Below are 24,256 nucleotides of genomic sequence, written 5' to 3'. Positions count from 1 at the left end.
GGCAATGGTGTCAATTTGATGTCGGCGCTGTCGATTGGTTCCGCTGCGCCTGCCGTCCAGCCAATGCCGTGGCTAAAGCGGACGATGCTTGGATACTTCACTTAATATTTCCCATTTGCAGGTGTATCGTATTCGCCCCTCATCGTCAGCGCCTTGCTGGCAGACTGATTGCGCAGAACACGAGGTACCCGCACCGATGTCCTTCACCCGTCGACAAATGCTCAAGGGCCTGACCGGCCTGGTTGTGGTTGGCCTGGGCGCCGGTGGCGCGGCGCGTTACTGGCTGGGCAAGGTCGAAGACGACAGCGCAGGGCACGATTATGAGCTGATCGCAGCACCCCTGGACGTCGAGCTGGTGCCGGGCTTCAAGACCGAGGCCTGGGCCTTCGGCCCATCGGCCCCGGGCACCGAGCTGCGCGTGCGCCAGGGCACTTGGCTGCGGGTACGCTTTATCAACCATCTGCCGGTCGAAACCACTATCCATTGGCACGGCATTCGCCTGCCGCTGGAAATGGACGGCGTACCCTATGTGTCGCAGTTGCCGGTCAAGCCGGGTGAGTACTTCGATTACAAATTCCGCGTGCCGGACGCCGGCAGTTACTGGTACCACCCGCACGTCAGCAGCTCCGAGGAGCTAGGCCGCGGTCTGGTCGGGCCGCTGATCGTCGAGGAACGTGAACCCACCGGTTTCCAGCATGAGCGTACGCTGAGCCTGAAGAACTGGCATGTGGACGAGCAGGGCGCATGGCTGCCTTTCAGCATCCCGCGCGAGGCCGCGCGCAACGGCACTGCCGGGCGGTTGATCACCATCAACGGCCAGGCTGACTCGATCACCGAGCTGCCGGCCGGCCAGGTGGTGCGGGTGCGCGTGCTGAACCTGGACAATACCTGGACCTACCGCCTCAACCTCAAGGGCAACTGCGAGGCGAGAATCTATGCCCTCGACGGCAACCCGGTGACCCCGCGTGCGCTCGACGAATACTGGCTAGGCCCTGGCATGCGTATCTGCCTGGCCATCCGCATTCCTGAGGCGGGAGAGGAAATTTCCCTGCGCGACGGTTTCGTGCGCCTGGGCACCCTGCGTTCGGTGAACAGCAACGACGCGCCGAGTGAGTGGCCACCCGCGCTGCCACCCAATCCGATCGCCGAGCCGGACCTGGAGAATGCCGAAAAGCTGAACTTCAATTTCGAGTGGGCGGCCGGCGTCTCTGTCACCGCTGATCCGGCCAAACCGTCGAGCATGTGGCAGATCAACGGCCAGGCCTGGGATATTACCGACAAGACCTGTGCCGACCGCCCCATCGCCACGTTGCAGAAGGGCAAGAGCTACATCTTCGAGCTTAAGAACATGACCCAGTACCAGCACCCGATCCACTTGCATGGCATGAGCTTCAAGGTGATCGCCTCCAACCGTCACGACATCAAGGAACCGTGGTTCACCGACACCTACTTGCTGGGCAAGAACGAGCGCGCCCAGGTAGCACTGGTGGCGGATAACCCTGGGACCTGGATGTTTCACTGCCACGTCATCGACCACATGGAAACCGGCCTGATGGCCGCGATTGCGGTGGTCTGATGCGCCCGCAGATCATCGATCGCAGTCGCGATCAGGAGTTCATGCGCCTGGCGCTGGCCTTGGCCGCCGAAGGCGCGGCGCTGGGCGAGGTGCCGGTGGGGGCGGTGCTGGTACAGCATGGGCAGGTGATCGGCCAGGGTTTCAATCGGCCGATCATCGACAGCGACCCCAGCGCGCATGCCGAGATGGTGGCGATCAGGGCAGCAGCCAGGTCGGCCAGCAACTACCGGCTACCCGGCAGCACCCTGTATGTGACCCTGGAACCGTGCAGCATGTGTGCGGGGCTGATCGTGCATTCGCGGGTGATGCGCGTGGTGTTTGGCGCGCTGGAGCCCAAGGCGGGGATCGTGCAGAGCCAGGGGCAGTTCTTTGGCCAAGGCTTTCTCAATCACCGGGTGATGGTGGAGGGCGGGGTGCTGGCGCAAGAGTGCGGGCAGATCCTCAGCGACTTCTTCAAGGCACGCCGGGCCAAGGCTTGAGCTGCACCGGCCTCTTCGCGGGCAAGTCCGCCCCTACAGGTTCTGCGCAAATCTTGTAGGCGCGGGTTTGCCCGCGAAGAGGCCTACTGGCTTACATCGGCGACGACTTATCCGCTGGCTTGTCCTTGTTGACCCCGGGCACATGCAGGTTGCCCTCGGCCACCTGGCCTTCGAGCTGCGGCTGGGTCACCCAGGTGAGGATGTCGTAGTAACGACGGATGTTGGCCACGAAATGCACCGGTTCGCCCCCACGGGCATAGCCGTACTTGGTCTGCCGGTACCACTGCTTCTGAGCCAGCCGCGGCAGCATCTTCTTCACGTCCAGCCACTTGTTCGGGTTGAGCTTTTCGCGCTTGGCCAGGGTACGGGCGTCTTCCAGGTGGCCGCTGCCGACGTTGTAGGCCGCCAGGGCAAACCAGGTGCGATCCGGTTCCTGAATGCTGTCGTCAAGCTCTTCCTTGATCTTCATGAAGTACTTGGCGCCGCCCTGGATGCTCTGCCTCGGGTCCAGGCGGTTGGACACGCCCATGGCCTGGGCGGTGCGCTGGGTCAGCATCATCAGGCCGCGCACGCCGGTCTTGGAGGTGACTTCCGGCTGCCACATCGATTCCTGGTAGCCGATGGCGGCCAGCAGGCGCCAGTCGACCTGTTCGACCTTGGCGTAGCTCTTGAAGTGCTTCTCGTACTTGGGCAGGCGCTGCTGCAGGTGCTGGGCGAAGGTGTAGGCGCCGACATAGCCAAGCACGTCGACATGGCCGTAGTAGCGGTCCTTCAAGCGTTGAAGGGTGCCGTTTTTCTGTGCCTTGTCGAGAAATTCGTTGATTTCGTTGAGCAGGCTGTTGTCTTCGCCTGCTGCCACTGCCCAGCGCTGGTCGCGGGTGTCGCCCAAATCGAAGGCGACCCGCACGTTGGGGAAATACACCTGGTTCATCGCCAGTTCGTTGGAGTCCACCAGGGTCAAGTCGATCTGACCTTCGTCCACCATGCGCAGCAGGTCGACCACTTCGACGGCGTCGGATTCCTCATATTGCAAGGCAGGGTACTGCTTTTTCAGCTCGGCCAACTGGTCAGCATGGCTGCTGCCCTTGAGCACCATGATCTTCTTGCCGACCAAACCCTGGGCGCCGGTGGGGCGCGGGCGGCCGTTGCGGTAGATGACCTGCGGGGTCACCTCCAGGTAGGGATGGGAGTATTTCACCTGGGTTTTGCGCCGTTCACTGCTGACCAGGCCGGCGGCAGCCAGTACCGGGCCGGAGGGCTTGCCGAGGGAGTCGTAGAGCTCGTCCAGGTTGTCGGCGGTCTCGATCTGCAGCTTTACGCCGAGATCGTCGGCGAAATGCTGGACCAGTTCGTACTCGAAGCCAGTTTCGCCGTTACGGTCCTGGAAGTAGGTTGCAGGGCTGTTGCGTGTGATCACGCGCAGCACGCCATCCTCCTTCACGCGCTCGAGGGTGCTGGGTTTTTCAACGCAGGCACCTAGCAGCAGAAAGAGTCCGGTTGCGAGAAGCCATTTGGCGCAACGCTGGCGCAAAGCAGTGTGGGCGAACATAGGTTGCAGTATACGCAAAGGACTGGCCCAACCATATCTCGACAACGGTTAGCTTGTCTGGTAGCGGGTTGTGTGGTTGGGGAGAGGGAGGGGGAGGGGATTGCATCAAGGCTACCAGGTGCCCGGCTTGAGATATTCAGCGCCTGTGAGATCGAGCGCCGCAGGTGTCCGCCTTAAAATATTCAGCGCCTATGAGATCGAGCGCCGCCCGCGCGGCGCTTCGCGGGTAAACCCGCTCCTACGTTTGTTTCGGGCCAGTCCATCCTGTGCCTGGCGCGCGCGACCGCCTTGTTGGTACGACGTGATATCGAGATAGGCACCAAGGCGTTCGCGCGCAAATCCCACAGGCATAATTGGCCCGAAACAAACGTAGGAGCGGGTTTACCCGCGAAGCGCCGCGCGGGCGGCGCTCGATCTCACAGGCGCAGAATGTCTTAAGGCGGACACCTGCGGCGCTCGATCTCATAGGCGCAGAATGTCTTAAGGCGGACACCTGCGGCGCTCGATCTCACAGGCGCAGAATGTCTTAAGGCGGACACCTGCGGCGCTCGATCTCACAGGCGCAGAATGTCTTAAGGCGGACACCTGCGGCGCTCGATCTCCCAGGCGCAGAATGTCTTGAGGCGGACACCTGCGGCGCTCGATCTCACAGGCGCTGAATGTCTCGAGGCGGACACCTGGCGGCGCTCGATCTCACAGGCGCTGAATGTGTCGAACCGGACACCCGGCGGCGCTCGATCTCGTCTCAAGCCGGACACCGCTGAAAACTGACCCCGAAGTCCGGTTCCGCCGCCCGGCAGGCGTGGCTTAGAGCAGGTGCCGAAAGCCATCGAATTAGGCTAGAATGCACGGCCTCTAAGCACACCCCTTCCTGAGGCTGTCCCGACGATGTTGATCCTGCGCGGCGCTCCTGCCCTTTCTGCCTTTCGCCACGGTAAATTACTCGAGCAACTGAGCCAGAAAGTCCCCGCTGTTACTGGTTTGTATGCCGAATTTGCCCACTTCGCCGATGTTGACGGCGAGCTGACCGCCGACCAGCAGCAGGTGCTGGGCCGTCTGCTCAAGTACGGCCCGAGCGTGCCGGTACAGGAGCCGACGGGTCGTCTGTTCCTGGTGGTACCGCGCCTGGGCACCATTTCGCCATGGGCCAGCAAGGCCAGCGACATCGCCCACAACTGCGGCCTGCAGTCGATCCAGCGCCTGGAGCGCGGCATCGCCTACTACGTGGCCGGCACCCTGAGCGACGCTGACGCCGCCCTGATCGCCGCCGAACTGCACGACCGCATGACCCAGCGTGTGCTCAGCCAGCTGGAGCAGGCCGCTGACCTGTTCAGCCACGCCCAGCCCAAGCCAATGACCTCGGTCGACATCCTGGCCGGCGGCCGTGACGCCCTGGCCAAGGCCAACATCGACCTGGGCCTGGCCCTGGCCGAAGACGAGATCGACTACCTGGTCAATGCCTTCCAGGGCCTCAAGCGCAACCCGAACGACATCGAACTGATGATGTTCGCCCAGGCCAACTCCGAGCACTGCCGCCACAAGATCTTCAACGCCAGTTGGGATATCGACGGCCAGGCCCAGGAAAAAAGCCTGTTCGGCATGATCAAGAACACCTACCAGATGCACAACGAAGGTGTGCTGTCGGCGTACAAGGACAACGCCTCGGTGATCGTCGGCAACGTTGCCGGCCGCTTCTTCCCGAACCCTGAGACCCGCCAGTACGGCGCGGTGCAGGAGCCGGTGCACATCCTGATGAAGGTGGAAACGCATAACCACCCGACCGCCATCGCCCCGTTCTCCGGCGCCTCCACCGGCTCCGGTGGCGAAATCCGCGACGAAGGTGCGACCGGCCGTGGCGCCAAGCCCAAGGCCGGCCTGACCGGCTTCACCGTGTCCAACCTGCGCATTCCGGGCTTCGAACAGCCTTGGGAGCAGGCCTATGGCAAGCCCGAGCGTATCGTCGACGCCCTCGACATCATGATCGAAGGCCCTCTTGGCGGCGCTGCGTTCAACAACGAATTCGGCCGCCCGGCCCTGACCGGTTACTTCCGTACCTTCGAGCAAGCCATCAACACCCCGCACGGTGAAGAAGTGCGCGGCTACCACAAGCCGATCATGCTCGCCGGCGGTATGGGCAACATCCGTGAAGACCATGTGCAGAAGGGCGAAATCACTGTCGGCGCCAAGCTGATCGTGCTCGGTGGCCCGGCCATGCTGATCGGCCTGGGCGGCGGCGCTGCTTCGTCGGTGGCTACCGGTGCCAGTTCGGCTGACCTGGATTTCGCTTCGGTACAGCGCGAAAACCCGGAAATGGAGCGCCGTTGCCAGGAGGTCATCGACCGTTGCTGGCAGCTGGGCGACAACAACCCGATCGCCTTCATCCACGACGTGGGCGCTGGCGGTATTTCCAACGCCTTCCCTGAGCTGGTCAACGACGGTGGCCGCGGTGGCCGCTTCGAGCTGCGCAACGTGCCCAACGACGAGCCGGGCATGGCCCCGCACGAAATCTGGAGCAACGAATCGCAAGAGCGTTACGTGCTGGCCGTCAGCGCGGTCGACTTCGAGCGCTTCAAGGCCATCTGCGAGCGCGAACGTTGCCCGTTTGCCGTGGTTGGTGAAGCCACTGAAGAACCGCACCTGACCGTCAGCGACAGCCACTTCGGCAACACCCCGGTGGACATGCCGCTGGACGTGCTGCTGGGCAAGCCGCCGCGCATGCACCGTTCGGTTACCCGCGAAGCCGAGCTGGGCGATGACTTCGACCCGAGCGAACTGGACCTGGACAGCGCCGTCCAGCGCGTGCTGAACCACCCGGCCGTGGCCAGCAAGAGCTTCCTGATCACCATTGGCGACCGCACCATCACCGGCCTGGTTGCCCGCGACCAGATGGTCGGCCCGTGGCAGGTTCCGGTGGCTGACTGCGCCGTTACCGCCACCAGCTTCGACGTCTACACCGGTGAAGCCATGGCCATGGGCGAGCGTACGCCGCTGGCGCTGCTGGATGCCCCGGCGTCCGGCCGCATGGCCATCGGTGAAACCCTGACCAACCTGGCGGCTTCGCGCATCGAAAAGCTGTCCGACATCAAACTGTCGGCCAACTGGATGTCCGCTGCTGGCCACCCAGGTGAAGACGCACGCCTGTACGACACCGTGAAGGCTGTCGGCATGGAGCTGTGCCCGGAGCTGGGCATCACTATTCCGGTCGGCAAAGACTCGATGTCGATGAAGACCAAGTGGAGCGACGAGGGCGTCGAGAAGAGCGTCACCTCGCCGATGTCGCTGATCATCACCGGCTTCGCCCCGGTCACCGACATCCGTAAGACCCTGACCCCGCAACTGCGCATGGACAAGGGCGAGACCGACCTGATCCTGATCGACCTGGGCCGCGGCAAGAACCGCATGGGCGCCTCGATCCTGGCCCAGACCTACGGCAAGATCGCTGCCCAGGCACCGGACGTCGACGACGCCGAAGACCTCAAGGCCTTCTTCGCCGTGATCCAGGGCCTGAACGCCGACGGCCACCTGCTGGCCTACCACGACCGTTCCGACGGCGGCCTGGTTACCACCGTGCTGGAAATGGCCTTCGCTGGCCACTGCGGCCTCGACCTGCAACTCGACCCACTGACCGACAGCAAGGGCGAAGTGCCGGCCATCCTCTTCAACGAAGAGCTGGGTGCGGTGATCCAGGTTCGCCAGGATGCTACCCCGGACGTGCTGGCACAGTTCAGCGCTGCTGGCCTGGGTGAAGAGTGCGTCGCGGTGATCGGCAAGCCAGTCAACAACGCTGAAGTGACCATCAGCCTGAACGGCGAAGTGCTGTTCGACGATGACCGTCGCATGCTGCAGCGCCAGTGGGCTGAAACCAGCTACCAGATCCAGCGCCTGCGCGACAACGCCGACTGCGCTGACCAGGAGTTCGACCTGCTGCTCGAGGAAGACAACCCGGGTCTGTCGGTGAAGCTGGGCTTCGACGTCAACGACGACATCGCGGCGCCTTACATCAAGAAAGGCGTGCGCCCGCAAGTGGCCATCCTGCGCGAGCAGGGTGTCAACGGCCAGGTCGAGATGGCTGCTGCCTTCGACCGCGCCGGCTTCGCCGCCATCGACGTGCACATGAGCGATATTCTCGCTGGCCGTGTCGACTTCGAAGCCTTCAAGGGCCTGGTCGCCTGTGGCGGCTTCTCGTACGGTGACGTGCTGGGCGCTGGCGAAGGCTGGGCCAAGTCGGCGCTGTTCAACGCCCGTGCCCGTGACGCCTTCCAGGCCTTCTTCGAGCGTACCGACAGCTTCGCCCTGGGCGTGTGCAACGGTTGCCAGATGATGTCCAACCTGCACGAGCTGATCCCGGGCACCGAGTACTGGCCGCACTTCGTGCGCAACCGCTCGGAGCAGTTCGAGGCACGCGTGGCCATGGTCGAAGTGCAGAAGTCCAACTCGATCTTCCTGCAGGGCATGGCCGGTTCGCGCATGCCGATCGCCATCGCCCACGGCGAAGGCCATGCCGAGTTCGCCAGCGAAGAAGCACTGCTGGCCGCTGACGTGTCCGGTTGCGTGGCCCTGCGCTACGTCGACAACCACGGCAAGGTCACCGAAGCCTACCCGGCCAACCCGAACGGCTCGCCGCGTGGTATCACCGGCCTGACCAGCCGCGACGGCCGCGTGACCATCATGATGCCGCACCCGGAGCGTATGTTCCGCGCTGTGCAAAACTCCTGGCGCCCGGACGAGTGGCAGGAAGATGCCGCGCTGATGCGTATGTTCCGCAACGCGCGGGTGTGGGTGAACTAAGGCGTGTACAAGCTCGCCTTCTTCGTCCCCGCCAGCCATGTCGAAGTGGTCAAGGCCGCTGTGTTCGCCGCTGGCGGCGGGCGCATCGGTGACTATGAGCACTGCGCCTGGCAAACCCTTGGCCAGGGCCAGTTCCGCCCGTTGGACGGCAGCCAGCCGTTCCTCGGGCAAACCGGCCAGGTCGAGGTGGTGGAAGAGTGGAAGGTGGAGCTGGTGGTGGCTGACGAGCTGGTGGCCCAGGTCGTCGCTGCGCTCAAGCAGAGCCACCCGTACGAGACGCCAGCCTATGAAGTCTGGCGGCTCGCCGAGTTCTAGAACGCATCACGGCTATTCGCGGGCACGCCCGCTCCCACAGGGATATCACAATCTTCAGAACCTGTGATATCCCTGTGGGAGCGGGCGTGCCCGCGAAAGGGCTCTACAATCCAGCCACAATCTCCTTGCCTGGCTCCGGCCGCTTCAACATTCCACAAGCCAGCAACCCCACCTCGAACAGCACCCACATCGGCACTGCCAGCATCGTCTGCGAAAACACATCCGGCGGTGTCAGGATCATCCCCACCACAAAGCACCCGACGACCACGTAGGGCCTGCTGCGCCGCAATGTGGCCACATCGGCCAACCCTGCCCAGACCACGATGAACGTCGCCACCGGGATCTCGAACGCCAGCCCGAAGGCCAGAAACAGCGCCAGGATAAAGTCCAGGTACTGGCTGATATCGGTCATCATCGCCACGCCGTCCGGCGTCACGCTGGCAAAGAAACCGAACATCATCGGGAACACCAGAAAGAACGCGAACGCCATGCCGGCATAGAACAAAACGATGCTCGATACCAGCAGCGGCAGGGCAATGCGCCGTTCACGGCGGTACAGCCCCGGCGCCAGAAAGCCCCAGGCCTGATGCAGCAGCAGCGGCATGGCCAGGAACAGGGCGCACATCGCGGTCAGCTTGAACGGTGCCAGAAAGGGCGAGGTGACGCTGGTGGCGATCATGCTCGCGCCTTCCGGCAAAAAGCGCCGTAGCGGCTCGGATATGAGCGTGTACAGCGTCTGGGCAAAGGGGAACAGGCCGGCGAACACCAATGCCACCAGCGCCAGGCAACGCACCAGGCGTTTGCGCAGGTCGCGCAGGTGTTCGGTCAGGGGCATGCTCGCGGCAGGGTCCATGGCAATACTCATGAAGCATTTTCCTTGGGCAGCACGGCCGTGGCCGCATCATTGGCCGGTTCCGCGTTCAGGCTGATGCCCTGGCGGATCTCCTGTTCCAGGCGTTGCAGAGGTGCCTGGTCGAGGTTGGGCATCTCGATTTCGCGCTCCACCTGCGTGCGCAAGGCGTGCATGGCCCGGCGCGCCTGGCCCAGGCCGCGGCCGAGGGTCCGGGCTGCCACCGGCAGGCGCTCGGGGCCCAGCACCAGCAGCGCGACGACGCCGATCAGCAGCAACTCGCTGAAGCCTACCTCGAACATCAGGCCTGGCGGTCCGCTTGAGATTGCTGGGCAACTTGGCCGTTCAGCGGGCACTGTTGCTGCACGTGCGCCTGGTCAGCGGCGCTGGCGTCATTGTCACCACCCATGGACTTGCGAAAACCCTGGATCGCCTCGCCCACATCGCTACCCAGCCCCTTCAGGCGCTTGGTACCAAACAGCAAGAACACGATCAGCAGTACGATCACCAGTTGCCAGATTCCAATGCCACCCATAGCGACCACTCCTGTAAGGTCATGAAAAGGAAGGGCAATCCTGCCTTGCCTAGATGACGAGCACATGACGAACGGGCACTGCCATCTACCTGAAACACCCCGCGTGTTGACTGGCGTTTTTATTCCGCGAGCGAGGCACGCACCGATGGGTGGAAGGCAACAGCAGGGTGCGGCCCTGTTGATGGTGATGGTGGTGCTGGCAATGCTGGCGGCGGGCATGGCCTGGCTGGTGGAAGATGGCCGGCGTCAGGTCGACGAAGTGCGCCTGCTGCACCAGCGAGTGCAGGTGCGGGCCATGGAGCAGGCCGGCCTGGCCTATGCCGGGCAGGCCCTGCGTGACCCCGCCTGGCGGCTCAGTCCGCTGTTCTGGCAAGCCTTGCGCGGGCAGCCGCTTAACTACGATTTTGGCGCTGGCCAGGCGCAGTTGCGGGTACGCGACCAGCACACCTGCTTCAACGTCAATGCGTTGCTGGGGGCCGATGGCGAACGCGCCGAGCGCCAGTTGCGTTACTTGCTGGGCAATGACATGGCGGCCGAACGCCTGGTCGATGCCCTGGCCGACTGGCTCGATGGCGACAGTGATGCCCGCCTGCAGGGCGCCGAGAGCGCCCAGTACCTGCGTCAGCAACCGCCACGGCTGGCGGCTGACCAGCCGATGCTCGACACCAGCGAGCTGAACCTGTTGCTGGAGCCGGACGCCAGCCGCCAGGCGCGTTACCCGATGCTGTGCGCCTTGCCCCAGACCACGGGTTGGCGGCTCAACGCCAACGCGCTGGGGTTGGAGCATCTGCCCCTGCTGGAGGCGCTGTATGAAGGGCGTTACTCGCGTTCGTTGCTCAGCCGCATTGTCAGCGGCAGGCCGGCGTCGGGGTATGTGGACGCGGCTGCACTGCGTCAGGCGCTGGGGGCGGTGGATGACGAAACGTTCGAACGGTTGAGCGAAGGGCTGCTGCTCAACAGCGGGCATTTTCTGTTGCAGCTGTCGTTCGAGGAAGAGGGGCGGGTGATGCGCAGCGAGTTCCAGGTGGAGGCGCTGGGGGTGGTGCAATGGCATGCCCGGGTGCCCGCGCAGCAAGTGCGGGTGCGTAGCCGGGAGCCAATAGCCTGGTAACGTTCACTGACCTCTAAGCGGGCAAGCCCGCCCCTACGCTGGTTCTGAAACCAGTGAGCACCCTGTAGGAGCGGGCTTGTCCGCGAAGAGGCCGGTACAGCCAGCAAACGCTGGCTGACCGGCACGGGATCAAACGGTCCCGATCTCCCCACCATCAATACGCTGGATCACCACCGTCGAAGCCCGCGGCCGCACGGTAGCCCCAGCCGGCGTCGCATCGGTCGCCTTGTCGGTATACGGCCAGTTGTCCGGGTGTTGAATGTTGACGAACAGCGTCTTGTTATCCGGGGTAAAGGTAATACCGGTCACCTCGCAACCATTTGGCCCGACAAAGAAGCGCCGCAGGTCCACCTGGTTCTGTGCGTTCACCGGCACCTGCTTGCCGCTGGCATCCACCAGGTCGGTAGGGATCACCGCCAGCAACTGGTCGTTGGTGTAGTCGGTCAAGGTGGTTTCGCCGTTGTCGGTCTCAAACCACAGCACGCCGCGGCTATCGAAGCTCATGCCGTCGGGGCTGGCGAACTGGTTCAGTTCGGTCAGGCCGGAGCGGTTGATGTCGGCGGTGCCGGCAGCGTTGGCGCCGAACACGAAGATGTCCCAGGTAAAGCTCAGCTGGTCGTCGCTGTCGTGCCAGCGAATGATGTGGCCGTGTCGGTTCGGGCCGCGTGGGTTCGCTGCATCGACCTTGTCCGGGGTGCGTGCACTGTTGTTGGTCAGGGTCAGGTATACGTCGCCGTTCAGCGGGTTGACCGTGGTCCATTCCGGGCGGTCCATCGGCGTTGCGCCCACGGCATCGCCAGCACCACGGGTGTTGAGGATGATGCCCGGCAGGTCACCATACAGCGCGCCCAGGGTGATGCCGCCGGTGGTGGCGGTGGCTACGTCCAGCAGCAGCCATACGCCGGTGCCGTCGGCATTGAAGCGGGCCACGTAGAGTTTGCCTTGGTCGAGGTACTTGGCGCCGGTGGCCAGGCGGTCGGCCGGGTTGGCATCAGCGGCGTCCCACACGGCGGTAGACACCCACTTGTACAGGTACTCGTTGTTCGAGTCGTCACCCATGTACCACACCAGCGGCTTGCCGGCGACGGGCAGGCCGGGGGCGCAGCCCTCGTGGCGGAAGCGGCCCAGCGCAGTGCGTTTGGTGGCCAGGGTGCTGTTGTTGTACGGATCGATCTCGACGATGTAGCCGTAGGTGCTGGCTTCGTTGCGGTAGTCGTCGGTGGCGCTGGCGCCTTTGACGGTAACGTCGAAGCGGGCGAATTCGTCGTCCACTTCGCTGGCGTCACCGGCAGCGGTTTCCCACTTGTACTGGCCGCTGGAGGTGCCCACGCCAATGCGGCGCTGGTCCTCGGGGCGGGTGCCCTTGTTGACGAAGATGCCCGGCCAGTTCTCTTCGCAGGTCAGGTAGGTGCCCCACGGGGTATAGCCGTTGCCGCAGTTGTTGTTGGTGCCACGGCAGTGGGTGCCAGCAGTGGAGTATTTGGTCTTGACGTGGTCGGTGCCACGCAGCGGGCCGGTGATCTCCATGCGTGAAGCCGTGGTGAAGCGACGGTTCAGCGGGTCGTTGTCGACCACTTGCCAACGGCCGTTGATCTTCTGCAGGCGTACAACGCCAGCACCGTGAGCGTTGATTTCCTTGCGCACTTCTTCAACCGGGCGCTTGCCGTTGACATCGGTAGTGGGGCCGGCCGGGTGCAGGGCGGCAGTGTCGATGTACTCGAAATTGATTGCCAGCAGGCCGTCTTCCGAGCTGCCGTTGATGGGGAAGAAGTGCATGCCGTCGTGGTGCATGCCCATGGCGTTGGCCTGGTCGGTCGAGGTGTTGCTGCCGTCGGACTTCCACGGGTTGCCGTTGCTGTTCAGTGGCGTCCCCCAGGGCGCCAGCACGTAGGCGCTGTAGCCGGCGGCGACTACACAGGCGTCGGTGCGCGAGCCTGGGATGGACTGAAAGCCCAGTGCCAGTTTCGGCACTTCCGGCTCGGTGACTGGCGGTTCGGTCACCGGGGGCTCGGTGACCGGATCATCGTGATCGGAACCACCACCGTCGAAGCAGCCTGTCAGGCCGGTACCGGCGATCATGGCGATGGCGGCGCCCAGGCTGCCGCGCATGACGCTGCGGCGGCTCAGGTAGGCGTCCATGACGTTGGCCATCGGCAGGTTGCCGCTTTGGTTCCGGTCCAGGTTGTCGCCGGTATCTCGACTCATCAGGGTGTCCTTGTGTTGGCTGAGTTGGAGGAAACCGCGACTTTAAGGCGCAAGTGTGATGATTCCTTGGCAGAAATGTTAACGAGCTTTTAAAACTGCCAGTTCTTAGATTTGTGGTCTACAGATCAAATTGGAATTGCTGTCGGATTTCTGCCATCAAACTGTAATGCCAACGCCGCAACATCCGGGTCCCTGAATGGACGTGGATAAGGATGGCGGATGCGATGGCGAGCAGTGTGCACAGGCGCGAAGTGATCGGCTGGATGGGTATCGGTGCCTTGGCACCGCTGCTCGGCGCCTGCACAGCCTTCCCAGGGCAGCAGGGCGGCAACGCCCAGCTCGACTTGCTGTACGTCGCCGATACCCTCGATGCCCGCCAGCCTGGCCAGGCGGTGGTACCGGCTACCCGGTTGGGGCCGGTCAGCCATTTGGGCCGCGCGCCCTGGATGACTGGCCGCAGTGCCAGTATCGCCTACCCGCAACTGGCGCCGCTGCTGGATGCCAGCCAGGCAACGACAGCGCAACTGGGCGGTTATGCGGTGCTCGCGGCGTTGCTGGAACAACTGCGTGGCGAGGCCGGTGCGGGCAACAGCCTGACCCTGGAGAACGGCCAGGGCTGGAATGGCAGTGGCCTGGCGTACCTGACCCAGGGCGAAAGTGGTGTGCAAGGCAGCCAACTGCTGGGCATCGAAGCGCGGGTCAGCAGCGATGAGCGTGTGCTGTGGCCACAACGCAGCACGGGCCTGTATCGCCAGGCCAGCGCCGTTACCCTCGGCGCCGGGCTGGCTGACACACAACGCCAGGCACTGGGTGTGCAAGCCCTGCACGTTTTCGAGCGCGGCGGTGCCCGTATCGCAGTGGTCGGCGTGACCGACCCGTACGCCCAGGATCAGAAAGCCTCACTTAAACAGTGGTACCAGTCTCTGCTGCCGGTATTCGAACAAGCCCGGCGCGAGGCTGACCTGGTGGTGGCCATGGCCGATGCAGGCACGGGCCCCGGCCTGTGGCTGGCTGAACGGGTGCCGCAAATCGACGTGCTGTTGTGCGCCCGTGGTCAGGACCTGTGGCCCGCGCCGGTCGAGGTCACCCAGGCCAGCGGTCGCCGCGTACCGGTGCTGTTTGCCGGCTGCCGGGGCAGCGGTGCCTTCCGCCTGCGCTGCCAGCGTGTGGCCGGCCAGTGGCAGTTCGACGGGCGTTTTTTCCCGGCCTTTGAACAGCAACTGGCGCCTGCCGCGCAGCTGCGTGTCGCGCCACTGCAGGCGCAACTGCACCAGCAACGGGCCGGCCATGCGGCCTGGCTCGACCAGCCGCTGGCCCGCGCGCCCCAGGCCTTGTGGCGCCGCGATACCCGTGGCGGCAGCTGGGACCGCCTGCTGCATCAAGCCTTGGCCGACGATAGCAGCATGCCCGTGTTGCTGCCGGGCCTGCGTTATGACTACCCGCTGGCAGCAGGGGCGCCCATTACCCGCGAACACCTGATCAGCCTTACCGGTGGCTACCCGGCGCCAGTGGTCGAGGCACCGGCCAGGCAGGTCGAACAAGTGCTGGAAAACGCCGCTGAACAATTGTTCGGTGACCCGCTGCTGCTGGACAACAGCCAGGACCTGCCGCGCTGGCAGGGCCAGGCCTGGAGCGTCAGCTACAGCCCACAAGGCAAGCGCATCACGGGGCTGGAGCCGGTGCAGGGCCTGTGCCGCACCTTTGGCCTGCAATTCGAAAGCCAGGCCGGCGAGCCACTGTGGCAGCGGGTCGAAGCCTGGCTGGCCCGTCAGCCTGACAACTGGCAACTGGCGCCGCTGCAACTGCCCGAAGTGCGTTACGTGCAGGGGCACCCAGGCTGGCATCCACGGCAGTTGGCCTCGTGATGCTCACCTCGCGTCTGCTCACCGGCGCTGGCCTGACCCTGGCCGGCTGGCTGTCTGCGCAGTGTGTGCTGCAGTTGAGCCGGCAGCCACACCCGGCCACCGCGTCTGCGGTGGCCGACAGCCTGCTGCCCGGGCTGATGGTCGGTCATTGGCAGGCGCCGCCCGACGACGGCGCCATCACCATTACCCGTCTGCCGCTGCAATACCTCGGCGGCCTCAAGGCCCAGCCATTGGCCGCCAGTGTGGTGGTGCTGCGCTACGGCGAGCAAGTGCGCACCCTGGCCCGCGGTCAACGCCTGGCGCCAGGGATCGTGCTGCAGGACATCGACAGCGATGGCCTGATTTTCAACAACCAGGGGCGGCGTGAGCGCCTGCCCTGGCCGCCACGCCCCGCCGTGACCGGCTTCAAGCGGCAAGGATGAACGATGCCTGTTAGATACTGCATGGCGGCTGCGCTGAGCCTGGCCTTGTCCATGGCCTATGCCCAAGAGCCGGTGTTCGATGACAACGGTACGCCGATGTACGAAGTGAATTTCGTCGATACCGAACTCGGCGAGTTCATCGACAGCGTGTCGCGTATCACCGGCACCACCTTCATCGTCGACCCCCGGGTCAAGGGCAAGGTCACCGTGCGCACTGTCGACCTGCACGACGCCGACGCTATCTACGACATCTTCCTGGCCCAACTGCGCGCCCAGGGCTATGCCACCGTCGACCTGCCCAACGGCAGCGTGAAAATCGTGCCCGACCAGGCCGCGCGCCTGGAGCCGGTGCCGGTAGAGGCGGGCGGGCAGCAGGGTGAGGGCAGCGACAGCGTGGCCACCCGCGTATTCAGCGTGCGCAACGCCGCCAGCGAACAGGTACTGGGCATCCTCAAACCGCTGATCGACCCGCGGGTTGGGGTGATTACACCGTACCCGGCGGCGCACCAGTTGGTGGTGACTGACTGGCGCAGCAACCTCGAACGCATCGCCAGCCTGCTGCGCCAGCTCGACCGCCCTCAAGAGGCACCGGGCAGCGGCAGCACCCAGGTGATCTACCTGCGCCATGCCAATGCTGGTGAAGTGGTCAAGGTGCTGCGAGGGCTCAGCCAGGAAGGGGCGGTGCCGGCTGAAGGCGCGGGCGAGGCAGAGGGCAAGGACCGGCCGGTGATGCCAGCCTCCGGTGGCCCGGGTATCCGCCTGGAATACGAAGAAGGGACCAATGCCGTGGTCATGGTCGGCCCCGACAGCGAGCTGGCAGCGTACCGGGCCATTGTCGAGCAACTGGACATTCGCCGTGCCCAGGTGGTGGTCGAAGCGATCATCGCCGAGGTGTCCGACAGCAGCGCCCAGGAGCTGGGCGTGCAGTGGCTGTTCGCCGACGAGAAGTTCGGTGCCGGTATCGTCAACTTCGGCAGTAACGGGGTGAATATCGCCAGCATTGCCGGGGCCGCCGCGAGTGGCGACAGCGAGGCCCTGGGTGACCTGTTGTCCACCACCACCGGTGCCACGGCGGGCATTGGCCATTTCGGCGGGGGCTTCAACTTCGCCATGCTGATCAACGCGCTGAAGGGCAAGAGCGGCTTCAACCTGCTGTCCACGCCCACCTTGCTGACCCTGGACAACGCCGAGGCATCGATCCTGGTTGGCCAGGAAGTGCCCTTCGTCACCGGCTCCGTGACGCAGAACAACGCCAACCCGTACCAGACCATCGAGCGCAAGGAAGTCGGGGTGAAGCTGCGCATCAAGCCGCAGATCAATATCGACAACAGCGTGCGCCTGGACATCGTTCAGGAGGTGTCGTCGATTGCCGACACCAGCTCGGCCAGCGACGTGATCACCAACAAGCGCGAGATCAAGACCAAGGTCATGGTCGAGGACAACGGCCTGGTGATACTTGGCGGCCTGATCAGCGACGAGTTGAGTACCAGCAACCAGCGTGTGCCGCTGCTCGGCGACATTCCTTATCTTGGCCGGTTGTTCCGCTCCGATGCCACCAGGAACGCCAAGCAGAACCTGATGGTGTTCATCCGCCCGCGCATTCTGCGCGACGGCCCGAGCCTGGCGGGCCTCAGTGAAGACAAGTACCGCACCCTGCAGCAGACCACACCGCTGCAATTGCCGGACCTTGCAGAGGGCACGCGGCTGTTGCAGGTATTCCCCGCCAGCCGCGCACGCCTGGAAGGCGGTGACTGGTGATGCTGCCCTATCGCCAGGCACGGCAGAGCGGAGTGGCCATGGCCCCGGCAGAGCAGGGCTGGCAGCTATGGCTGCGGCCCGACGCCGACAATGCCCAGTTGCAGGAGTTGCTGCGTGTGCATGGCCAGCCAAGCCTGCTCGAATACCTGGAACCTGCGCTGTTCGACGAGCGCCTTGGCCAGCTGTACCAAGCCGGCGATGCCGCCACCGAAGCGCTGATCGAAGGCATTGGCGACCAGGTCGACCTGGATAGCCTGATGAGCGAGATGCCGCGCATCGAAGACCTGCTTGAAAGCGACGACGAAGCCCCGGTGATCCGCCTGATCAACGGCCTGTTCGGCCAGGCGCTGCGGCTGCGCGCCTCGGACATCCATATCGAGACCTTCGAGCAGAGCCTGGTGGTGCGTTTGCGGGTCGATGGCCACCTGCGTGAGGTGCTGCGCCCTCCACGTGCGTTGTCGGCCATGCTGGTATCACGGATCAAGGTCATGGCCCGCCTGGACATCGCTGAAAAGCGTCAGCCCCAGGACGGCCGCATCACCTTGCGCGCGGCGGGGCGCGAAGTGGACGTACGGGTCTCGACCTTGCCCGGCATCCACGGCGAGCGGGTGGTGATGCGCGTGCTCGACAAGCAGGCCAGCCTGCTGGCGCTGGATAACCTGGGCATGCCGGCAGCGGTATTGCAGGGCATGCGCAGTTGCCTGGCGCGGCCCAACGGCATCGTGTTGTCCACCGGGCCGACCGGTTCGGGCAAGACCACGACCCTGTACGCCAGCCTGAACAGCCTCAACGATGGCAGCCGCAACATCCTCACCGTCGAGGACCCGGTGGAGTACGCCATCGCCGGCATTGGCCAAACCGCCATCAACCCGCGTGCCGGGCTGACGTTTGCCAGTGGCCTGCGCGCCATCCTGCGTCAGGACCCTGACGTGATCATGCTCGGCGAAATCCGCGATCAGGAGACTGCGCAGATCGCCGTGCAGGCCAGCCTCACCGGCCACCTGGTGCTGTCGACCTTGCACACCAACAGCGCGGTAGGCGCAGTGACCCGCCTGCGCGACATGGGCATCGAGCCCTTCCTGATCGCCTCGTGCCTGCGCGGCGTCCTGGCCCAGCGCCTGGTGCGGCGTTTGTGCAGCTGTGCCGTGGCGCAACCGCTACAGGCTGCCGAGCGCGAGCTGTGGCCTGAGCTTGCGGCGCTGGGCAGCACTTATCACGCCGTGGGTTGCGAGCAGTGCCAGGGCAGCGGTTATATCGGGCGACTGGGGCTGTACGAATTCATCGAGCTGGACGCTGGGCTCATCGGCCTGTTGTACGACGGCGCCAGTGAGCTGGCCATGCAGGACTATCTGGCTGACCGGCGCCAAAGCCTGGTGACGATGGCCAGCGATTGCCTGGCCCGCGGTGAGACCAGCCTGGCCGAAGTGCTGCGCGTGGTGCAGGGCTAAGGCATGCCGACCTATCGCTACCAGGCCGTTGACCTCGCCGGCAAATCGCACAAGGCCAGCCTGCAGGCTGACAGTGAACGCCACGCCCGCCAGCTGCTGCGCGAGCAGGGCCTGTTCGCCCGCCAGTTGCAGCGCCATGACGCCGGCAGCCGACAACCCCGACGCCAGCGCCTGAGCCGCGCCCAGTTGTGTGAGCTGACCCGTCAGCTGGCCACCTTGACCGGGGCCGGCATTCCCTTGGTCGATGCCCTTGCCACCCTTGAACGGCAACTGCGTCAACCCGCTTTGCACAGTGTGCTGGTGGCCTTGCGCGGCACACTGGCCGAAGGCCTGGGCCTGGCCCGCAGCCTGGCCCGGCAGGGTGCACCGTTCACTGGCCTTTACTGCGCGCTGGTCGAGGCCGGCGAACGTTCCGGGCACCTGGCCCAGGTGCTGACCCGCTTGGCCGACCACCTGGAGCAGGTGCAACGCCAGCAACACAAGGCCCGCACAGCGCTGATCTACCCCGCTGTGCTGATGGGTGTGTCGCTGGCAGTGGTGATGGGCCTGATGACGTTCGTCGTGCCCAAACTCACCGAGCAATTCGCCCACGCCGGGCAAAGCCTGCCGCTGATCACCTCGCTGCTGATCGGCCTGAGCCAGGGGCTGGTGCATGCCGGGCCCTGGTTGTTAGGGGGGGCGCTGTTGCTCGGGGGGCTGGGCAGCTGGCTGCTGCGCAAACCGCACTGGTGCCTGCGTCGCGACCAGCTGCTGCTGCGCCTGCCGCGTATTGGCGGCCTGCTGCAGGTGCTGGAGAGCGCGCGCCTGGCGCGCAGCCTGGCGATTCTCTGTGGCAGTGGCGTGGCCCTGCTCGAAGCCTTGCAAGTGGCCACCGAAACCATCGGCAACCGGCGTATCCGCCTGGCCATGGAGCAGGTGCGCCAACACGTGCAGGGCGGCACCAGCCTGCACCGTGCGCTGGATGCCAGCCAGCAATTCCCGCCGCTGCTGGTGAACATGGTCGGCAGCGGCGAGGCCAGCGGCACCCTCGCGGACATGCTCGAGCGCGTGGCCGACGACCAGGAGCGCGGCTTTGCCCGCCAGGTCGATACCGCCATGGCGCTGTTCGAACCCCTGATGATCCTGGTGATGGGCGCCGTGGTGCTGTTCATCGTGCTGGCGGTGCTGCTGCCGATCATGCAACTCAACCAGGGCCTGCAATTGTGACGACAAGGAGTATTGCCATGCAGCATCGACGTAACCGCCAACGCGGCTTCACCCTCATGGAGATCATGGTGGTGATCTTCATCATCGGCCTGCTGATCGCCGTGGTGGCGCCCAGCGTGCTGGGCAACCAGGACAAGGCCATGAAGCAGAAGGTGATGGCCGACCTGGCCACTCTGGAGCAGGCGCTGGACATGTACCGGCTGGACAACCTGCGCTTCCCCAGCAGTGAACAGGGCCTGGCCGCGCTGGTGAAAAAGCCGGCTCAGGAGCCAGTGCCTCGGGCCTGGCGCAGTGATGGCTACGTACGTCGCCTGCCGGAGGACCCGTGGGGCACCCCGTACCAGTACCGCATGCCCGGCGAACATGGCCGGGTCGATGTGTACTCGCTGGGTGCCGATGGCCTGCCGGGTGGCGAAGGCCAGGATGCCGACCTGGGTAACTGGGCGCTGTAACGGTGCGTCATCAGCGCGGCTTCAGCCTGATCGAACTGTTGGTGGTACTGGCCATTGCCGGGCTGATGACCGGGCTGGCGGTGGCCGGCCTTGGCAACGGCCAGGCCAGTGTCGAGCAGGCCCTGCAACGCCTGGCGGTCGAGGTCCGCGGCCAGGCCGCGCTGGCCCGGCATGCGGGGCAACTGCGCGGGTTGCGCTGGAATGGCCAGCGCCCAGAGTTCGTCCGCCGCGAGGGCAATGCCTGGGTGGTCGAAGCGGTCCCGCTCGGCGACTGGCCCAAGGGCCTGCACCCGGACTGGCCGGCCAGCCCGCAACCGCGCGTACTGTTCACGCCGCATGGCTGGGCGCAGGCGGGTAGCGTGCGCTGGCGCTGGGCCGATGGCAGTCAGCAATGGGCCTGGAGCCGCACCGATGGCATGTGGGTCGTGCCATGAAGCAAGCACAGCGTGGTTTCACTCTGCTGGAGGTGACCGTAGCCCTGGCAATCGCTGCTGTGCTGGCGGTGATCACCAGCCAGGTGCTGCGCCAGCGGCTGGCAGTGCAGGACAACCTGCAACAGCACCGTCTTGGCCTGTTGTGCGCGCGTGAGCTGCAAGCCCGCTTTGCCGTCGAGCAGTACTGGCCTGCCGAAAACCAGGTATCCGGCGAGCTCGGCCAAGGTGGCCAATTGTGTCACTGGCAACTGCAGCTGCGCCGCACCGGCGTGCGCGACCTGCGCCGTGGCGAACTGCAATTGTTCGCCGACCGCGACCAGCGCCTGCCACTGGGCCAGTACACCGTGTTTCTGGAGCGCCCATGAAACACCGCCAAACCGGCCTGACCCTGATCGAACTGATGGTCGCCCTGGCCCTGACGGCCGTGCTCGGCATCATGCTGGCCGCCCTGGTCAACGGCTGGCTGAAGGTGCGCGAACGCTTGCAGGACACCATTCGGCAAACCTCGGTGCTGGACTTTTGCCTGGCCCTGGAGCGGCGCTTCGACAGCCCGGTGCTGCGCCGTGTCTACGACCAGCGTCTGCCGCTGGCCAGCCGTTGGCTGGACTGGCAGCCCGCCAGCAACCAGTTGCTGTGGGTCGCCAGCACCGGCCTGCCGGCAGCCGAAGGTGGCTCGCGCCTGCAACGCCAGCGCCTGCGGTTCGAGGCCCGCGAGCAACGCCTGCTGCTGGAAAGCTCGGCGGACTTGTACGCCGCTGTCGCCCCGCGCTGGGTACAGCGCGAACGACTCGACCAGGTCAGCGCCATGAACGTTCTGTACTACCAGGGCGGCCGCTGGCTGGCCTGGCCTTCTGACCAACCGGTGCACCCAGGCCGTGGTGTGCGTCTGGAACTGCTGCGTGATGGAGCCCCCTATGTCTGCACCTTCGCCCTTCCATGGGGGCGCTCATGAAATTTGAATGGCGGCGGCGTATGCCGGCCCAGGCGTGGCTGCTGGTGCGCCCGGGTACTGCCTGGCATTGGGCGCTGGTCCAGGACGGTATTTTGCAAAGCCAGGGGCAGGGCGAGCCACCGGCCAACCCGCAGGCCCATGTTGCGCTGGTCCTGCCTGCCGAGGCGTGCAGCCATTTTCGCGTGCCGGCCCCGCCCGGGCTCAAGCGCGAAGAGTGGCCTTTGCTGCTTGAGGATCGCTTGCTGCAGGCCCCGCATGAGGTGGCCTGTGCCTGCCTGGCCCGTGAACCCGGGTACCTTCGTCTGCTGGTAGTGGCGCGTCAGCAGCTGGATGACTGGCGTGGCCAATGTGCCGAATGGGGCTTGCAGACGGTGCGTTGCTGGGCGGAGCTGCAGCTGCTGCCATCACCCGAGCCAGGATGCGCCTGGCAATGGCAACGCACCCCCGGGCTGTCCTTCTACAAAGGCTTGGCCGAAGACGGACAGGAGCACTGGCTGGCATGGCCTGATGCCTTGGGTGGCGTGCCGCAGCCACCGTGGGCAGGGCTGCACAAGACGTCGCTGAGCGGCAATTGGCCAACCGTATTTGCGCCGCTCGACACATTGCCTGGCCTGTTCGACCGCGCCCGCAAGGTGTGCTCGTTGCCGGCGGCCTCCCGCCAGCAGCAGCGGCTGCTGGCAGCTTGCCTGGTGCTGGCCACCGTTTGGGGTGGCCTGTGGGTGAGCCAGCAATGGCGTCAGGCGCAACTCTGGCGCAACCAGGTCGTTGCCGTGACCGGCGAGCAGGCCAGCCCTCGGCACGCGGCACAGGCCCTCAAGCGCCTGCGCGAGAGCGTACTGCAGCAGCAACTGCGTACACGTCAGCTAGACGACCTGCAGGCTCGCTTGCAGACCTGGCTGCGTGCCAACCCCGGCTTGCGCCTGCAAGCGGTGCGCTTCGATGGTCAGCGTTGGCACCTGCGCCTGGAGGGCGAGGGCAGTGCGCCGCCATGGCGTGATATGGCGGCTGCCGCTGGCGCCACAGTGCAGGTTCAAGAAGGCCAAGTGATCTTCGACCTGGGAGCAGCCTCATGAACCGGGACTGGCTACAGCGTCATCGCTTCACGTTCGCCTGGGGACTGATCGCCCTGCTGCTGGCCTTCCTGGCCCTGCGCGAAGGCGTTGCGCAATGGCGCGTGCTTGGCCAGTGGCGTGTGCTGGCCGAACAGGCGGCCAGCCTGCAAGGCGGGCCCGGTTTGAACCTGGAGCGGCTACGTCAGTCGGCCCAGGCCCGTGGGGTTGAACTGACCGAAGTCGATACGCAAGGCAAGGCCTGGCAACTGCGCGGGCAGGTGGCCGATGAGCGCATGCTGCAAGGCTGGGTGCAGAGCCTGCGTGCAGAAGGCACACTGCCGTTGCAATGGGGGCTGGAGCAGCAGGGCAAGGGTTTGCGATTTGATCTGGTGGTGCAGCCATGAGCCGCAGTGCAGCAATGGCCTGGGTGTTACTGGTATTCGTGCTCACGCTGTTTATCGAGCTTCCGGCCAATTGGGTGGTGCGTGCGTTCGGCCTGCCGGTACGTGATGTCGGTGGAAGCCTCTGGCAAGGGCAGGCACAACAATGGGGGCCGGTCGGGCCTTTGCGCTGGACGCTGCAGCCCTGGCGCTTGCAGGCGAATGCGCAAGTGGGGTTCCAGGGGCAGGCCTGGCAGTTGCGTGCAGAAGGCTGGCCCTGGCGTTGGCGGTTGGAGGCATCAGCCAAGGGGCCTTTGGCGACGGTCTCGACGGTTTACCGCCTGGCCGGCCAGTGGCAGGGTGTGTTGAGGATGCAGGGGGCAGGGCGGCAATGCCAGGCCAGTGAAGGCCGCGTGATCGTAACCGACCTTGCGCTGAGCGACCCTTGGTCCCTAGGCCTTGGGCACGGCTGGCTGGAAATGGATTGCCGCAGTGGCTGGCACCTGCGCGGGCAGTTGGCGCAGCAAGGGCAACATCAACTGGCCGTGGATGCCGACCTGCCAGGACGCCAGGCGCAGGTGGTGTTCCAGCTGCAGCCTGAAGCGCAGTTGACGCCATTGTTGCGTGGGGCCCAATGGCTTGGGCCGCAGGCCTTGGCGGGGCAGCGAGACCTTCGTTGGTAAGCTACAACGTGGCGCGGCCTCCTGTAGATACGCTGCGAGCGGTCGAGCTTTTCTGAGGTGCTCGGGGCTGAAGCGCTTGGTCGTATCGATGGTGCATACCCGCGAAGCAGGCGGCGCGTTGCGTGGCACCGGCTGCGCCGGTGTTCGCGGGTGAACCCGCTCCTACAACGGCCTGTGCCCAACCGCCGATTTGTGA

22 protein-coding genes are annotated in these 24,256 nt (G+C 65.1%); 17 read left to right on the top strand and 5 right to left on the bottom strand.

The features are described 5' to 3' along the window. The first annotated feature begins 196 nt into the window (after window positions 1-196). Together ACK59Z_RS03155 and tadA are read left to right on the top strand one after the other, a co-directional pair. Window positions 197-1,576, top strand: coding sequence for a multicopper oxidase family protein (locus tag ACK59Z_RS03155; RefSeq protein ID WP_108191511.1), 1,380 nt, complete (start codon window positions 197-199; stop codon window positions 1,574-1,576). Beyond that, window positions 1,576-2,055: a tRNA adenosine(34) deaminase TadA gene (tadA, locus tag ACK59Z_RS03150; protein ID WP_012051365.1), complete on the top strand. Its 480-nt coding sequence runs from the start codon at window positions 1,576-1,578 to the stop codon at window positions 2,053-2,055. Before ACK59Z_RS03155 ends, tadA begins: the two co-directional genes overlap by 1 nt. Window positions 2,056-2,146: 91 nt before the next feature. Here tadA and mltF read toward each other — a convergent pair whose 3' ends face one another. Beyond that, entirely contained in the window at window positions 2,147-3,604 is a 1,458-nt protein-coding gene (gene mltF, locus ACK59Z_RS03145; protein ID WP_003255019.1) for a membrane-bound lytic murein transglycosylase MltF, read from the bottom strand. Window positions 3,605-4,492: 888 nt separating this feature from the next. Here mltF and purL point away from each other — a divergent pair. Both purL and ACK59Z_RS03135 read left to right on the top strand, forming a co-directional pair. Continuing rightward, window positions 4,493-8,392 carry a phosphoribosylformylglycinamidine synthase gene (gene purL / locus ACK59Z_RS03140; RefSeq protein ID WP_409292391.1) on the top strand — a complete coding sequence of 1,300 codons (3,900 nt, stop codon included), beginning with the start codon at window positions 4,493-4,495 and terminating at the stop codon, window positions 8,390-8,392. Between the two features lie 3 nt (window positions 8,393-8,395). Further along, complete coding sequence (locus tag ACK59Z_RS03135) at window positions 8,396-8,707, top strand: NIF3 1 (protein ID WP_003255016.1); 312 nt, start codon at window positions 8,396-8,398, stop codon at window positions 8,705-8,707. A gap of 103 nt (window positions 8,708-8,810) precedes the next feature. Here ACK59Z_RS03135 and tatC read toward each other — a convergent pair whose 3' ends face one another. The 3 genes from tatC to tatA are packed head-to-tail and all read right to left on the bottom strand — an operon-like array spanning window position 8,811 to window position 10,092. After that, complete coding sequence (gene tatC / locus ACK59Z_RS03130; RefSeq protein ID WP_003255015.1) at window positions 8,811-9,572, bottom strand: twin-arginine translocase subunit TatC; 762 nt, start codon at window positions 9,570-9,572, stop codon at window positions 8,811-8,813. Further along, window positions 9,569-9,859, bottom strand: coding sequence for a Sec-independent protein translocase protein TatB (tatB, locus tag ACK59Z_RS03125; protein ID WP_003255013.1), 291 nt, complete (start codon window positions 9,857-9,859; stop codon window positions 9,569-9,571). The genes tatC and tatB overlap by 4 nt, the downstream gene beginning before the upstream one ends. Further along, window positions 9,859-10,092: a twin-arginine translocase TatA/TatE family subunit gene (tatA, locus tag ACK59Z_RS03120; protein WP_003255011.1), complete on the bottom strand. Its 234-nt coding sequence runs from the start codon at window positions 10,090-10,092 to the stop codon at window positions 9,859-9,861. The genes tatB and tatA overlap by 1 nt, the downstream gene beginning before the upstream one ends. Before the next feature lie 145 nt (window positions 10,093-10,237). Between tatA and gspK the strand changes: the two genes are divergently transcribed. Next, the gene (gspK, locus tag ACK59Z_RS03115) at window positions 10,238-11,203 is read left to right on the top strand and encodes a type II secretion system minor pseudopilin GspK (RefSeq protein WP_108191907.1); all 966 of its coding nucleotides are present in this window, start codon (window positions 10,238-10,240) and stop codon (window positions 11,201-11,203) included. Window positions 11,204-11,332: 129 nt separating this feature from the next. Here the strand turns inward: gspK and ACK59Z_RS03110 are convergent, their stop codons facing one another. Then, window positions 11,333-13,408 carry a PhoX family protein gene (locus tag ACK59Z_RS03110; protein ID WP_409292389.1) on the bottom strand — a complete coding sequence of 692 codons (2,076 nt, stop codon included), beginning with the start codon at window positions 13,406-13,408 and terminating at the stop codon, window positions 11,333-11,335. Window positions 13,409-13,632: 224 nt separating this feature from the next. On the opposite strand from ACK59Z_RS03110, the gene ACK59Z_RS03105 reads away from it, so the two are divergent. The 12 genes from ACK59Z_RS03105 to ACK59Z_RS03050 are packed head-to-tail and all read left to right on the top strand — an operon-like array spanning window position 13,633 to window position 24,060. After that, window positions 13,633-15,273: a lipoprotein UxpA gene (locus ACK59Z_RS03105; RefSeq protein WP_108191906.1), complete on the top strand. Its 1,641-nt coding sequence runs from the start codon at window positions 13,633-13,635 to the stop codon at window positions 15,271-15,273. Next, on the top strand, window positions 15,273-15,695 hold the full coding sequence (locus ACK59Z_RS03100; RefSeq protein WP_003255004.1) for a hypothetical protein: 423 nt from the start codon (window positions 15,273-15,275) through the stop codon (window positions 15,693-15,695). Before ACK59Z_RS03105 ends, ACK59Z_RS03100 begins: the two co-directional genes overlap by 1 nt. A gap of 21 nt (window positions 15,696-15,716) precedes the next feature. Continuing rightward, a complete protein-coding gene (gene gspD, locus ACK59Z_RS03095; protein ID WP_108191905.1) occupies window positions 15,717-17,453 on the top strand; it encodes a type II secretion system secretin GspD in 1,737 nt (578 codons plus the stop codon). Continuing rightward, the gene (locus tag ACK59Z_RS03090; protein WP_409292440.1) at window positions 17,453-18,901 is read left to right on the top strand and encodes a GspE/PulE family protein; all 1,449 of its coding nucleotides are present in this window, start codon (window positions 17,453-17,455) and stop codon (window positions 18,899-18,901) included. Before gspD ends, ACK59Z_RS03090 begins: the two co-directional genes overlap by 1 nt. A 3-nt stretch (window positions 18,902-18,904) precedes the next feature. Then, a complete protein-coding gene (gene gspF, locus ACK59Z_RS03085) occupies window positions 18,905-20,107 on the top strand; it encodes a type II secretion system inner membrane protein GspF (RefSeq protein WP_108191903.1) in 1,203 nt (400 codons plus the stop codon). A gap of 17 nt (window positions 20,108-20,124) precedes the next feature. After that, window positions 20,125-20,559 carry a type II secretion system major pseudopilin GspG gene (gene gspG, locus ACK59Z_RS03080; RefSeq protein ID WP_004575677.1) on the top strand — a complete coding sequence of 145 codons (435 nt, stop codon included), beginning with the start codon at window positions 20,125-20,127 and terminating at the stop codon, window positions 20,557-20,559. Window positions 20,560-20,561: 2 nt separating this feature from the next. Then, complete coding sequence (gspH, locus tag ACK59Z_RS03075) at window positions 20,562-20,993, top strand: type II secretion system minor pseudopilin GspH (protein WP_003254996.1); 432 nt, start codon at window positions 20,562-20,564, stop codon at window positions 20,991-20,993. Beyond that, a complete protein-coding gene (locus ACK59Z_RS03070; protein ID WP_409292386.1) occupies window positions 20,990-21,358 on the top strand; it encodes a type II secretion system protein GspI in 369 nt (122 codons plus the stop codon). Before gspH ends, ACK59Z_RS03070 begins: the two co-directional genes overlap by 4 nt. Further along, the gene (locus tag ACK59Z_RS03065) at window positions 21,355-21,945 is read left to right on the top strand and encodes a type II secretion system protein (RefSeq protein ID WP_003254994.1); all 591 of its coding nucleotides are present in this window, start codon (window positions 21,355-21,357) and stop codon (window positions 21,943-21,945) included. Before ACK59Z_RS03070 ends, ACK59Z_RS03065 begins: the two co-directional genes overlap by 4 nt. Continuing rightward, window positions 21,942-23,018: a type II secretion system protein GspL gene (locus tag ACK59Z_RS03060; RefSeq protein WP_409292384.1), complete on the top strand. Its 1,077-nt coding sequence runs from the start codon at window positions 21,942-21,944 to the stop codon at window positions 23,016-23,018. Before ACK59Z_RS03065 ends, ACK59Z_RS03060 begins: the two co-directional genes overlap by 4 nt. Then, a complete protein-coding gene (gspM, locus tag ACK59Z_RS03055) occupies window positions 23,015-23,401 on the top strand; it encodes a type II secretion system protein GspM (RefSeq protein ID WP_108191901.1) in 387 nt (128 codons plus the stop codon). The genes ACK59Z_RS03060 and gspM overlap by 4 nt, the downstream gene beginning before the upstream one ends. Next, the gene (locus ACK59Z_RS03050) at window positions 23,398-24,060 is read left to right on the top strand and encodes a general secretion pathway protein GspN (protein ID WP_108191900.1); all 663 of its coding nucleotides are present in this window, start codon (window positions 23,398-23,400) and stop codon (window positions 24,058-24,060) included. The genes gspM and ACK59Z_RS03050 overlap by 4 nt, the downstream gene beginning before the upstream one ends. Window positions 24,061-24,256: the final 196 nt, after the last annotated feature.

The organism is Pseudomonas sp. KCJK9058 (assembly GCF_046230975.1).
Lineage (GTDB): Bacteria > Pseudomonadota > Gammaproteobacteria > Pseudomonadales > Pseudomonadaceae > Aquipseudomonas > Aquipseudomonas alloputida.
This window is presented reverse-complemented; position numbering and strand designations above follow the sequence as displayed.